Here is a 12104-nt window from a genome sequence, read left to right on the forward strand (position 1 = left end):
GCGCTTACTTGCCGTTGACAGCAGCCGCGGCGGCATCCGCGAACTCCTGCCACTGCTTGGCCTGGGCGCGCAGATCCTCTGCCTTCTTGGTATTGCCCTTGGCCTCAGCTGCTTCTGCTTGAGCGGTGAAGTCATCCACCTTGGCCTGGAACTGAGCCACGCGGGCCTGGGCCTCCGGATCCGTCCGGCGCCACTCTGAATCCTCGGCATCGCTCACGCGCTTTTCCAGAGCGGAAATCTTAGCCTCGTACTCGCGCACCTGATTGCGTGGGACGAAACCAATCTCCTCCCACTTTTCTTGCAGCTCTCGCAGCTTGGCCTTCGCCGCGTCGAGCGACTTGGTGGGATCAATCTGGGAGTCATATTCCGCAATGAGTGCGTCCTTGGCGGCGGCGTTCTCTGCGAACTGCTTGTCGCGCTCATCGTTGACGGCGTTGCGGGCATTAAAAAAGTGGTCCTGCGCGGCGCGGAAGCGGGCCCAGAGCTTGTCATCGATCTCGCGCGGCGCGCGGCCAGCAGCCTTCCACTCCGTCATGAGGTCGCGGTAAGCGCGCGCCGTCTCACCCCAGTTGGTGGATTCCTTGATAGCTTCTGCGCGCTCAACCAATTCTTCCTTCTTGGCGCGGGCAGCAGCGCGGTTGCGGTCGAGCTCAGCGAAGTGCGAGCCGCGGCGGCGGTTGAAGGAATCCCGGGCGCGGGAGTAGCGCTTCCACAGGGCATCATCCGTGTGGCGGTCGATGCCGCGGATCTGCTTCCATTCCTCGAGGATGGCGCGGATGCGGTCGCCGGCGGCCTTCCACTCCGTCGAGTTAGCGGCGATGTCCTCGGCCTCTGCGGCGAGCTTCTCCTTCTTTGCGATTGCCTCCTCGCGGCGGCGGGCCTTATCGGCCTGTGCTTGTTCGCCGGCTTCGACGGAATGCTCGATGACGGTGCCCAGGCGCTGATCCAAGGCTGCGATATCACCAATTACCGCCTGCGTGGGCAGGGACTCTCGCAGCTCTGCCGCGGTAGCCTTAATCGATGCTGCATCGCCCGGATGTGCATTCAGGCGGGATTCCAGCAGCTCGATCTCGGTAGACAAATCATCGTAGCGCGCGCCAAAATGCGCTAGGCCTTCTTCGGGAGCGCCCGCCTGCCATTCACCGATCTTGCGTTCGCCCTCGGGTGCTTTGACATACACCGAACCATCAGCATCAACGCGGCCCCACTGAGTGGGATCGTTCTTCACGGGCTGCACCGGGCGAGCTGCCGGGGCGGACGGAGTTGGGCCGGGACGAGAACCCTTGCGGGGCATGGCTCCAGGGGAAGGAATAGCGGACATGGTAGGAAACCACCTTCGGTACTATCGCGCCGCGCGACACGGCTGCCAGAACTTATGTCACACAACACTACCGTTTCAGCCGCGCAGCCGCGTGTTAACCCCGAAAAACTAACCTTATAGGATGGGAGTCGATGCAGAATCTCATGATTATGCCAGCCTCACCGGCCCTGGCGGAAGAACTCTCACCCAGCGATGATGCCTCGCGTGCGCTGCTCAGTGCTGCGTGCGAGTTGGCCCGTGATGCCGCACGCGTGAGCGGCAGCAGCCCCCTCCAAGTGGACATTGTGGGATCGCGCGATGTGCGCTGGCGTACCGAGCACACGGGGAGCTTGAAAGCATGGGGAGCACCGCAGGTCAACGTCGGCGGCGGGAATTTCCTTCCGGAAATCATGGCCCGCTACGTGCTTAGCCGTGCGCTTAATCTCACTTCCGATGAACCGGGCTTCGTGGTGGAGGATTCTCGCGCTGAGCTCGGTGAGGTTCGCCCCGGGCGCTTGACTGTGGTCTGCGTTGACGGTTCGGCCGGCCTGACCGAGCGCGCGCCGCTTGCGCTTGTCGATGGCGCACGGGATGCACACCTGTGGTGCGAAAGCATCCTAGCGGGAGGGGAAGGCCACTGCGACGAAGAGCGCCTCCGTGCTGCCGGTGTGCTCGAGACGAGCCTCTGGGCGCAGCTGGCAAGCGTGCACCCGCGTCACGCGGAACTGCGGGCGGCGGATTCAACCCTGGGGGTAGGACGCTATGTGGCGGGGTGGCAGTGCTAATGCCTGATATTCAAGCACCCGGCCCAACCCCTATCGCGGTGGTGGGCCCGACGGCCTCCGGGAAATCAGCGCTCGGGGTAGCCCTGGCCCACGAGCTCGACGGGGAAGTTGTCAACGTCGACTCGATGCAGCTCTACCGGGGCATGGATATTGGCACAGCCAAGCTGACAATGGAGGAACGCGAAGGCATTCCGCACCATCAGCTCGATGTGTGGGACGTGACGGAAACGGCGTCGGTAGCGCGCTATCAGGCCTCCGCCATCGCGGATATTGACGGCATCCGTGCACGCGGTAAAACCCCGATTCTGGTGGGCGGCTCCATGCTGTATGTCCAATCGCTCGTGGATAACTGGCAATTCCCACCCACTGACCCGCAGGTGCGGGCCCGCTGGGAGGCACGGCGCCAAGAGATTGGTACCGATGCTCTGCACGCGGAGCTGGCCGCTGTGGACCCAGCGGCCGCAGCCATCATCGAGGACAAAGACCCGCGCCGCACCGTGCGCGCGCTGGAGGTCATCGAGCTTACTGGGAAGCCCTTCAAAGCCAGCCAGCCACCGAAGAATGCTCCGCCCCGGTGGGGGACGATAATCCTCGGTCTGCGCACGGAATCCAGCTGGCTGAACCCACGCATTGAGCTGCGCAGCCGCCTCATGTTCGATAAAGGGCTCGTGGAGGAAGTTGAAAACCTCCAAGCCCACGGTCTGAAGGCTGACTCCACAGCAGGCCGGGCGATCGGCTACGCACAGGTGCTGCAAGCCCAGCGCGGCGAGCTGACATGGGAAGAAGCAGTGGAGCGCACCATTACCGGAACCCGCCGCTATGTGCGCCGCCAGCGTTCCTGGTTCAACCGCGACAAGCGGATCCAGTGGCTCGATGCTGCGACCGAGACGACGCCGCAGGCATTGCGCATCGTGGAAGGACAGTAGACTTTAAACCTATGAAGTTTGCAAAAGGCCACGGAACTGAGAACGACTTCGTCATCGTGGAAGGAACAGAAGCGCTGCCGCCGGAAAAGGTAGTGGCACTGTGTGATCGCCGAGCGGGAATCGGTGCGGACGGCGTGCTGCGCGTTATCCGCGCCGGTCAGCTGCTTGCCAATGGGGAGATTGAGGAACTCGCGCCGGGTATCGCTGCGGAGGACTGGTTCATGGATTACCGCAACGCAGATGGCTCGATCGCGGAGATGTGTGGCAACGGCACCCGGGTCTTCGCACACTGGGTCCGCTCACGGGGGTTGGTGGATACCGATACCTTCACCGTGGGCACTCGCGCAGGGGCCAAGCAGGTGACCGTGCACTCCTTTAACGACACAGCGGCCGAAGTCAGCGTGGAGATGGGTCCAGCACAGGTGCTCGGCGTCTCCACAGCGTCGATGGCGGGGGAGAGCTTTGCCGGCCTTGGCGTAGACGTGGGAAATCCCCATTTGGCGGCGGTTATCCCAGGCCTTAGCGCAGAGGAATTGGCTGGAAAGCGCCTCGAGCAACCGGTATTTGATACGGATTTCTTCCCGGCTGGCGTCAACCTTGAGCTGGTCACGCCCTTGCGGGATGGAACGGTTCACATGCGCGTCTTCGAGCGCGGCTCGGGTGAGACTCGTTCGTGCGGCACCGGAACGGTGGCGGCAGCGTGCGCCGCGCTTGCCGACGCCTCCCGCATCACCGGCAGCGTCCGCGTCATCGTCCCCGGCGGCCAGGTCCAGGTAGAAATCACCGAGGACGGTTCCACGCTGACGGGCCCTTCGCGCATCGTGGCAACTGGTGAAACGTCACTATAGAGCTTTCAGGACGGTGTTTAGCGTCCGTCCTCCTTTTCGTAATTGGTTCCCAAGGCCAAGGCGGCGCGGCGGGCGGCGAGCCAGGCTTCTTTGAGCTCGGCGGCGCGTTCATCGGCTACCTTGAGCAGGGATTCAAGCTCACTTGTCTCGGCATTCGGCGAGTTTACTCGAGCGTCGAGGCGGCGTAAGAAGCGTTGCGCGCCATGCATCTCGTAGTGGAACGCTTCGATGGCGGGGTTGGCGCAGTCGGCGTCGACAAGCGCCGGGCGGTGCAACGTGCGGTCGGCGAGGGACTCTGCGTCGTCGCTCGTGGCAAACGTCGCGTAATCCTCAAGCACTCCCGTGATGTCCTCCACCGTGAGCGCAATAGAAGCCCGCAGTGCCGCATGTTCAGAGGCGTTGGGGCGGGCGTCGGCAAAGAGCCACAGCGCTGCGCACACAAACGCGGCGAGGATAACCCCCGGCAGCTTCAGCGTCAGAATCAACACCGCAGCGGTAACCACGGCGAGAAGCAGCGCAAGGCCGCGACGCTGAGATGCGGAAAAACTCATGTGAACTACTCTACGGAAGTTCTAGTGACCGCCGCAGCCGCCGGAGCCGCAGGCGCACCCGCCTTCGCCGCCGCAGCCGCCGGTAGGCAGCGCGATCGAGGCGGTCAGCATTGCCGAACCCGCAAGAACGGAATCCTTTACCGGGAGGTCTCCAAAGCTCTCGGGCAAGCAGAGATCGAAGGGGAACGCACCATCCATGACCAGATGCATGAAGCGTTCACCGGTGAGCTGGTTGTGGCGCCACTCGGATTCCATGACCCGTGCTGCAAAGGTGCAGCCCGGGGTGGGGGTTTCGGCGCCGGAGCCAGCCGCGACAATGTCCGCGCCCGCGGACTCAAACGTGGCCGGGTAGCTTCCTTTCGCTGCTTCGTAGGCATCTGTGCTGTCGAATGCGGAGACGTTGAGACCCATCGCAGTGAGCTCTACTTGCTGCCACTGCTGGGTGTCTTCGTCAGCGAGGAGCGGGCCCTGCGCCAGATTTGCCGTCGCCTGCGCGAGCACGTTGCCGAAAGGATCAATGATCTCCAGGAAAGCCAAGACATCATTAATCATCGACACGTGGGCGAAGCCCTGGGTAACGCCCTCGAAACCAATGAAGGTGGCGAAAGGCTCGACGGCGAGGATATTGAGTTGCGCGCCGGAAGGATCCGCGAACTGGATAAGTTGTCCCCCGCGAACCTCCCCGGTCACTGCCAGTTGATTGGTGGAAATGGCTGCCTCAACGGCGTCCTGCCAGCGCTCGTAGTTAAGGCCGATGGCCTGCATCTCTGGGTGGGAGGTTTCTTTCACGGTCATGCGCACCATTGTATCTGTCGCAGAGGGGACTCAAAAACCATCGCTGATACGTCACCGCGCTGCGGCAGTTCGTGGGAACAGGAAGCGGAGATTCCCAGTTGAGAGCGGCAACGTGCAAGAATAGGGAGCATATGACAAAAGAAACCCATGATGATCTCCTCGCGCAGGCTTTTGGTGAGCCCGCGCCCAAATCACAGGAGCCAACTACCGGTGATCTCGACCTTGCGGAGCGCAACGCCTTCCGGCGAGTAAACCGTGAGACCACCATCCGCGCGGAAGACACCACCGATGGCTACGAGGTGGAGTATCGAAAGCTGCGCCTTGAGCAAGTGGTGCTCGTGGGAGTGTGGACCGAAGGTACCGTGGCCGAGGTCGAGGCTACGATGGCGGAGCTAGCCGCCCTGACGGAAACCGCGGGAGCCGAAGTCGTCGAAGCCTTGTACCAGAAGCGCGATAAACCGGATCCGGGCACCTATATCGGTTCGGGCAAAGTGAACGAGCTCAAGGACATCGTGGCTGCTACTGGCGCGGATACCGTGGTGTGCGATGGCGAGCTAACCCCAGGCCAGCTCTCTGCCTTGGAGCGTGCGCTCAACACCAAGGTCATTGACCGCACCATGCTCATCCTGGATATCTTTGCGCAGCACGCCAAGTCCAAGGAAGGCAAGGCCCAGGTCTCGCTCGCGCAGCTGGAATACCTCTATACCCATACCCGTGGTTGGGGTGGAAACCTCTCGCGCCAGGCGGGCGGCCGCGCCGGCTCCAACGGTGGCGTGGGCCTGCGTGGTCCGGGTGAGACCAAGATTGAGACGGACCGCCGCCGCATCCGCACGCAGATGGCCCTGCTTCGCAAGGAGCTTAAGGCGATGAAAACGGCACGTGAGATTAAGCGTTCGCGCCGTGCGTCATCGACGATCCCTCAGATCGCCATCGCCGGCTACACCAACGCTGGCAAGTCCTCCCTCATTAATGCAATGACGGGTGCCGGCGTGCTGGTGGAGGACGCGCTCTTCGCGACCTTGGATCCCACCACTCGCCGCGCCGAGCTTGCCGATGGCCGCCAGGTCGTCTTCACCGATACCGTTGGGTTCGTGCGCCATCTACCCACGCAGTTGGTGGAAGCCTTCAAGTCCACCTTGGAGGAGGTCCTCGCAGCAGACCTGATGCTGCACGTGGTGGACGGGTCGGATCCCTTCCCGCTGAAGCAGATTGAGGCCGTCAACCAGGTCATTTATGACATCGTGAAGGAGACCGGTGAGGAGGCACCGCCGGAGATCGTCGTGATCAATAAGATTGACCAGGCCGATCCGCTGGTGCTGGCGGAACTGCGTCACGTCCTCGACCGCGACAACGTTGTGTATGTCTCCGCCAAGACGGGGGAGGGCATTGATGAGCTCACCACGCGCGTGGAGCTGTTCCTCAACTCTCAGGATGAACACGTGCGGCTTCTCGTGCCGTTTACCCGCGGGGACGTGATCGATCGCATCCACACCCAAGGCACCGTGCGCGGCGAGGACTACACGGGGGAGGGCACGCTTGTCGACGTCCGCCTGCCAGCTTCCGTCGCCGCCGAGCTCAAAGAATTTCGAGTTTCTGACCAAGACGCTTAGGTTTCGGTGCTCGCGTGAGCCATAATTAAGGCTCGTGAGTAGTTTTGGCTGGGCCGTCCACGGGGACGGAAAGACGATTAAGCCGGGCGCGGTTGTCGCACCCGAAGAACGATTGAGCTGGGGCCGCACCATCGGCATCGGCATGCAGCACGTGGTGGCCATGTTTGGTGCGACGTTGCTCGTGCCCACCCTGACCGGATTCCCGGTCAACACGACGCTGCTGTTTTCGGGTTTGGGAACGATTCTGTTCCTCCTGATTACCCGCAACCGCTTGCCTTCCTACCTGGGCTCCTCATTCGCGTTCATTGCGCCGCTGAGCGCCTCCCAGCAGTACGGCATTGGCGCGCAGGCAGGTTCCGTCCTCGTGACTGGCCTGGTCTTGGTGGCCATTGGTCTCGCGGTGAAGGCGGCGGGCCGAAAGGTCCTCGACGCTGTCATGCCGCCGGCCGTCACCGGTGCCATTGTTGCGCTGATCGGCCTCAACTTGGCTCCCAATGCAGCCACCAACTATTCGAGCCAGCCGCTGGTTGCCACGGTGACGCTGGCGGTCATCATCCTCGCCACTGTCGCTGGGCGGGGCATGGTTTCGCGTCTGTCGATTCTGATTGGTGTCGTCGTCGGCTGGGCTTTCGCGGCCGCCACGGGCAACCTCGGTGAGGGCGCGGTGGAGTCTATCCGCGAGGCGGCTTGGATTGGCTTCCCGCAGTTCCATGCGCCGGAGTTCCACGTTTCAGCCATCGCGGCAGCACTTCCGGTGCTGGTCGTTCTGATTGCTGAAAATGTCGGCCACGTCAAAGCCGTCTCTGAGATGACCAAGCGCGACCTCGATGATCTCGCTGGCGACGCTCTCATCGCGGACGGCCTGGCTACCTCCCTGGCCGGTGGTTTCGGCGGTTCCGGCACCACAACCTACGCGGAGAACATCGGCGTTATGGCCGCCACCCGCGTCTACTCGACGGCCGCCTACTGGGTGGCTGCTGTTACCGCTATCGCGCTGGCCTTCATCCCGAAGTTTGGCGCGCTTATCTTCACCATCCCCACCGGCGTGCTGGGCGGTGCTTGCATCGTCCTCTACGGCCTCATCGGCATGCTTGGCGTGCGCATCTGGATGGACAACAAGGTCAACTTCAACAACCCGGTGAACCTCACTGCGGCGGCAGTGGCGCTCATCGCGGGCATTGGCAACCTCACGCTCGACGTCTTCGGCGTGACGCTCGAAGGTATTGCCTGGGGCTCGGTTGGCATCATCGTGCTCTACCCGGTGATGAAGAAGCTTTACGGCAGCATCGGCGAGGGCCGCGGCGCGAAGTACTAGAGGCGCTTCCGCCGACTAGCGAGGATAAGGGACCGGAGCAAAAGCACCATCTGGACGCGTATTTACGCAAAACCCCAGATGAATGTGTGCAGAAGTCTGCATAAGGTGCTTTTACTTCGGTCCCTCTGCGGTATGAGGCAGCGCATCCACATGGTTCTACTCACATGGTTCGGGTCAGAAGGTTTTCTTGGGGTCAAGTGAACCTTATAGGCACCTCTATATGGTTTCCTTGCCCCCAGCAAAACCGTTTGAGTAGAGCCCGATGACTAGAACCTTTTGCTAGACAACCAAGCAACGAAAAGCTCCCGCCACCCTCAGCGTAAGAGGGAAGCGGGAGCTGCCGTTCTATAAACGGAAAGTGCTTTAGGAAGCGTCGAGGTCCTGCTCGATGAGGCCGGCAATCTTCTCGACAGCCGCCTCGTTCTCGGAGGTCACGGTGACTTCGTCGCCCTGCTCGGCGCCGAGAGCCATGATCATGAGGGAGGAAGCAGCATCGGTCTCATCCTCATCCTCATCGCCAACGAGGGTGAGGAAGATGTCCTCATCGAACTCAGCGGCAGCGTCTGCGATGATGGAGGCCGGACGTGCGTGCAGTCCGACGGAGGAACCAACCTTGACGGTCTTAGAAGCCATGATGATAATCCTTTCGAATTACGGTATTTCGTGCTTACAAGTGTACGCGGGTTAAGGGTTAGGCGGCAGCCTTGGCCATGTCAGCCTTCGCTGCAGCCTCTTCAGCAGCCTTGTTGGGCCAGAATCGCTTCATCGCGATGACCGCGATGGTGGACACGATGACGCCGGCAAGGATGGCCACGAAGTACGCCCACGCAGGTTCGATGGCGAAGATAACGAAGATTCCGCCGTGCGGGGCGCGAGACATGACGTCAAGGGACATCGACAGCGCACCAGTGACCGCGCCACCGAGCATCATCGAAGGGATGACACGCAGCGGGTCGGCAGCGGCGAACGGGATAGCACCCTCGGAGACGAAGGACAGGCCCAGCAGCCACGCGGACTTGCCGTTCTCCTGCTCCGCCGGCGTGAACAGGTTCTTGCGCACAAAGGTCGCGATGGACAGTGCAATCGGCGGAACCATGCCGGAGGCCATGACGGCGGCCATGATCTTCATGGAGGCCTCGTCGCCCGTGGACAGGCCAGCGGTGGCGAAGAGGTAGGCAGCCTTGTTGACCGGGCCACCCAGGTCGGAGCACATCATCAGGCCGAGGATGATGCCCAGAAGGACAGCGGAGGAACCAGACATCGAGGACAGCCAGTTCTGCAGGCCTTCCATGATGGCGGCCAGCGGGGCGCCGAGAAGCAGGTACATGAGCAGGCCAGTAATCATCGTGGCAAGCAGCGGGATGATAACGACAGGCATGAGGGAGCCGATCCAACGCGGTACCTTCCACTTGCCAATCCACATCGCAACAAAGCCAGCAATGAGACCGGTGACGAGACCGCCGATGAAGCCAGCGCCGAGAGTCACGGCAATGGCACCACCCGCGAAGCCCGGCGCGATGCCTGGGCGGCCTGCCAGCGCGAAGGCGATGTAGCCGGAGAGCGCCGCGACGATGAATCCCATCGATGCTTGACCGATGGCGAAGAGCACGGCGCCGATGTACAGGGCGAACCCTGCCTTCTTGAAGGTCATCATTTCGCCGTCGACCATGACGTCATGGCCCGGCAAGTTGGTCAGCGAGTAGTCGGTGGTGATGGCCTGCCACCCATTAGCCATGTCATATCCGCCGAAGAGGAATCCCAGTGCCAGGAGGAGGCCGCCCGCGGCAACAAACGGAACCATGTAAGAAACGCCGGTCATGATGGCTTGCTGAATACGCTTGCCCCAGCCCAGACCCTGGCCATCTTCCTCAGCGCTAGAGGAGGAAGCGCCGGCAGTTCCTGCCACCTTGTGCGCGTTGGGGTTCTTCGAGGCGGCGATGGCCTCATCGATCATCACGCCCGGTTCGTTGATGGCGCGCTTGACGCCAGATTCGATGACCGGCTTGCCGGCGAAGCGCTCACGGTCACGAACGCCCACGTCGGTAGCGAAAATCACGGCGTCGGCAGCCGCAATCGTGTCTGCCGAAACAGAGGTGTTGTTGGAGGACCCCTGGGTCTCCACGGTGAGCTCGACGTCGTCGCGTTCCTCGGCGGTTTGGGTGAGGGCGTCGGCAGCCATGTACGTGTGAGCAATGCCGGTCGGGCATGCGGTGACGGCCACGATGCGCGTCTTCTTCGACTCTGCAGCCTTGCTCGAAGCAGGAGCCGCTGCCGCTGCACTCGCACCTGCAGTGGGTGCTGATTCGGTGGCCGCAGCCTTCTTCTTCGGCTTTTCTGCGTTGACAACGTCGAGGACGAGGGAGACGATCTCTTCTTTGGTCTTCGCAGTTCGAAGGGCTTCCAGGAAGTCCTTCTTCACCAGCGCGCGAGCGAGCTTCGAGAGAATCTTCAGATGGGCCTTGCCGCCGCCTTCCGGAGCGGCGATGAGGAATACCAAGTGGGCGTCCCCGTCGGGGCCCGAGAAGTCGACCCCGCGCGAGAGACGGGCGAAGGCCAGGGTGGGTTCAGACACGGCAGCAGAGCGGCAGTGTGGGATGGCAACGCCGCCGGGGACACCGGTGCCGGCTTTGGCTTCACGAGCGATGGCTGGGCCTGCCAGCTCGTCCACGGAAGTGGCGCGGCCGGTGTCGTGAACAAGCGTGGCCAGATTGGTAATGACTGATTCGATGCTGTCACCGAAGTCGGCGTCGAGCGCCACGAGGTCGGTGGTGATGAGTTGTGATGACATCGGTAGGTACTCCTCAGTACTGCTAAAGGCCGGTGACGGCCGAAACCGTCGTGTGTTCGATATCTAGTTCTTCGGGGGTTGGAATTTGGGTTCCCGGGAGTGCTGCGGCTGCTGAACCGTAGGCCACAGCCTGGCGCAGGGCCTCGGGGTACGAGGCGCCGGAGCGGCGGGCGAGGATATAGCCGGAGAGCGAAGAATCGCCGGCGCCCACGGTGGAGCGCAGGGTAATTGGCGGGGGAGTAGCAGCCCATGCTTCGTTGGCCGTGACCAGCACCGCGCCAGCGCCGCCCAGGGTGACAAGAACCTCGGGGATGCCGCGCTTGACGACGACCCTCGCGGCCTCAACCACTCCGCTGAAGTCGCCGTCTTCGGCGGCGGCCTCAAGGGCCTGACCATCGACACCTGCAAGCTGGCCCAGCTCGAGGCCGTTTGGCTTGATGAGGTCGGGGCTGGCTACTTCGAGGTTGTCACCGAGAGCCACCATGGGCGCATCAGAGGTATCGACGGCTATGCGGAGGTCAGGGTTGGCTTCGCGGGCTACCCGGATGAGCTGCGTGTACCAGTCGGTGGGAACGCCTTGGGGGAGAGAGCCTGCCATGACTAACCACTCGGCGTCGGCGCAGTGTTCTGCGAGTGCCTGTGCAACGGCTTGCTGCACGTCCGCATCGAGCGTGGCGCCGGGGCCGTTGAGTTTGGTCGTGCGGCCATTCGGCTCGGTCAGAGTGGTGTTGGTACGCACCGCGCTGTGAGTGGGCACGGCCTGCACGGGAATCGATGCGTCGGCCGCGAGGGCCAGGAAAGGATCGGAGGCAACGGCGGGGAGCAGCGCCAGGCTGTCGACGTTGGCGAGCGTTACCGCGTGCGTAACGTTGACGCCTTTACCACCGGCAACGCTGGAGACGGATCCTGCGCGGTGAACAGCACCAGGTTCGAGTTCCTCGTTCAAGCGCACGGTGGCGTCGATGCTCGGGTTGGGGGTCAAAGTAAGGATCATCGTGGAGAATGTCCCCTTTCGCGGAGTGCGTATATTGGGGGCAAACGCGCCTCAGCGGCGTGAACAAGAGCTTCGGTGCGGATTGCCCGTTGTCAGCGTGAAATTAATGTTGCTTAATGTTGATTATTGCCCGTATGTGTCCGAATGTCAATGGAATCACTGTGGGTTTCGTTGCATTTTTGGCCGACTTGT

General features: G+C 62.3%; 11 protein-coding genes. 5 read left to right on the forward strand and 6 right to left on the reverse strand.

The window, feature by feature from the left end; genetic code table 11:
• Nucleotides 1–4: 4 nt before the first annotated feature.
• Nucleotides 5–1321 carry a DUF349 domain-containing protein gene (locus HMPREF2967_RS09530; protein ID WP_070686211.1) on the reverse strand — a complete coding sequence of 439 codons (1317 nt, stop codon included), beginning with the start codon at nt 1319–1321 and terminating at the stop codon, nt 5–7.
• A gap of 131 nt (nt 1322–1452) precedes the next feature.
• Between HMPREF2967_RS09530 and HMPREF2967_RS09535 the strand changes: the two genes are divergently transcribed.
• Genes HMPREF2967_RS09535 through dapF form a run of 3 tightly spaced genes read left to right on the forward strand, consistent with a single transcriptional unit; the run spans nt 1453 to nt 3859 of the window.
• The gene (locus HMPREF2967_RS09535) at nt 1453–2085 is read left to right on the forward strand and encodes a hypothetical protein (RefSeq protein ID WP_070562925.1); all 633 of its coding nucleotides are present in this window, start codon (nt 1453–1455) and stop codon (nt 2083–2085) included.
• Nucleotides 2085–3011, forward strand: coding sequence for a tRNA (adenosine(37)-N6)-dimethylallyltransferase MiaA (miaA, locus tag HMPREF2967_RS09540; RefSeq protein ID WP_070562928.1), 927 nt, complete (start codon nt 2085–2087; stop codon nt 3009–3011). The genes HMPREF2967_RS09535 and miaA overlap by 1 nt, the downstream gene beginning before the upstream one ends.
• A gap of 11 nt (nt 3012–3022) precedes the next feature.
• Nucleotides 3023–3859: a diaminopimelate epimerase gene (dapF, locus tag HMPREF2967_RS09545; RefSeq protein WP_070562931.1), complete on the forward strand. Its 837-nt coding sequence runs from the start codon at nt 3023–3025 to the stop codon at nt 3857–3859.
• 17 nt (nt 3860–3876) lie between these two features.
• Here dapF and HMPREF2967_RS09550 read toward each other — a convergent pair whose 3' ends face one another.
• Nucleotides 3877–4410, reverse strand: a complete 534-nt coding sequence (locus HMPREF2967_RS09550) for a hypothetical protein (RefSeq protein WP_070524492.1) — start codon at nt 4408–4410, stop codon at nt 3877–3879.
• A 21-nt stretch (nt 4411–4431) separates the two neighbouring features.
• Nucleotides 4432–5214, reverse strand: a complete 783-nt coding sequence (locus HMPREF2967_RS09555; protein ID WP_070531387.1) for a hypothetical protein — start codon at nt 5212–5214, stop codon at nt 4432–4434.
• A 122-nt stretch (nt 5215–5336) separates the two neighbouring features.
• Here HMPREF2967_RS09555 and hflX point away from each other — a divergent pair, with 122 nt between their 5' ends.
• Both hflX and HMPREF2967_RS09565 read left to right on the forward strand, forming a co-directional pair.
• Nucleotides 5337–6815, forward strand: a complete 1479-nt coding sequence (hflX, locus tag HMPREF2967_RS09560) for a GTPase HflX (protein WP_070686213.1) — start codon at nt 5337–5339, stop codon at nt 6813–6815.
• A 34-nt stretch (nt 6816–6849) separates the two neighbouring features.
• Nucleotides 6850–8130, forward strand: coding sequence for a uracil-xanthine permease family protein (locus tag HMPREF2967_RS09565; RefSeq protein WP_070686215.1), 1281 nt, complete (start codon nt 6850–6852; stop codon nt 8128–8130).
• 363 nt (nt 8131–8493) lie between these two features.
• Here HMPREF2967_RS09565 and HMPREF2967_RS09570 read toward each other — a convergent pair whose 3' ends face one another.
• Genes HMPREF2967_RS09570 through HMPREF2967_RS09580 form a run of 3 tightly spaced genes read right to left on the reverse strand, consistent with a single transcriptional unit; the run spans nt 8494 to nt 11912 of the window.
• The gene (locus HMPREF2967_RS09570) at nt 8494–8763 is read right to left on the reverse strand and encodes an HPr family phosphocarrier protein (protein ID WP_010190265.1); all 270 of its coding nucleotides are present in this window, start codon (nt 8761–8763) and stop codon (nt 8494–8496) included.
• 58 nt (nt 8764–8821) lie between these two features.
• Nucleotides 8822–10918, reverse strand: coding sequence for a PTS fructose transporter subunit IIABC (locus HMPREF2967_RS09575; RefSeq protein ID WP_070686217.1), 2097 nt, complete (start codon nt 10916–10918; stop codon nt 8822–8824).
• A 22-nt stretch (nt 10919–10940) separates the two neighbouring features.
• Nucleotides 10941–11912: a 1-phosphofructokinase family hexose kinase gene (locus HMPREF2967_RS09580; protein ID WP_070683412.1), complete on the reverse strand. Its 972-nt coding sequence runs from the start codon at nt 11910–11912 to the stop codon at nt 10941–10943.
• Nucleotides 11913–12104: the final 192 nt, after the last annotated feature.

Source organism: Corynebacterium sp. HMSC059E07 (genome assembly GCF_001814395.1).
In the GTDB taxonomy this organism is placed as follows: domain Bacteria; phylum Actinomycetota; class Actinomycetes; order Mycobacteriales; family Mycobacteriaceae; genus Corynebacterium; species Corynebacterium hesseae.

Bases quoted from the DNA above. Each gene is read 5' to 3' on its own strand.
- HMPREF2967_RS09535 (WP_070562925.1), top strand. From the start codon at position 1,453: ATGCAGAATCTCATGATTATGCCAGCCTCACCGGCCCTGGCGGAAGAA.
- dapF (WP_070562931.1), top strand. From the start codon at position 3,023: ATGAAGTTTGCAAAAGGCCACGGAACTGAGAACGACTTCGTCATCGTG.
- hflX (WP_070686213.1), top strand. From the start codon at position 5,337: ATGACAAAAGAAACCCATGATGATCTCCTCGCGCAGGCTTTTGGTGAG.
- HMPREF2967_RS09580 (WP_070683412.1), bottom strand. From the start codon at position 11,912: ATGATCCTTACTTTGACCCCCAACCCGAGCATCGACGCCACCGTGCGC.
- HMPREF2967_RS09570 (WP_010190265.1), bottom strand. From the start codon at position 8,763: ATGGCTTCTAAGACCGTCAAGGTTGGTTCCTCCGTCGGACTGCACGCA.
- HMPREF2967_RS09550 (WP_070524492.1), bottom strand. From the start codon at position 4,410: ATGAGTTTTTCCGCATCTCAGCGTCGCGGCCTTGCGCTGCTTCTCGCC.
- miaA (WP_070562928.1), top strand. From the start codon at position 2,085: ATGCCTGATATTCAAGCACCCGGCCCAACCCCTATCGCGGTGGTGGGC.
- HMPREF2967_RS09575 (WP_070686217.1), bottom strand. From the start codon at position 10,918: ATGTCATCACAACTCATCACCACCGACCTCGTGGCGCTCGACGCCGAC.
- HMPREF2967_RS09530 (WP_070686211.1), bottom strand. From the start codon at position 1,321: ATGTCCGCTATTCCTTCCCCTGGAGCCATGCCCCGCAAGGGTTCTCGT.
- HMPREF2967_RS09555 (WP_070531387.1), bottom strand. From the start codon at position 5,214: ATGGTGCGCATGACCGTGAAAGAAACCTCCCACCCAGAGATGCAGGCC.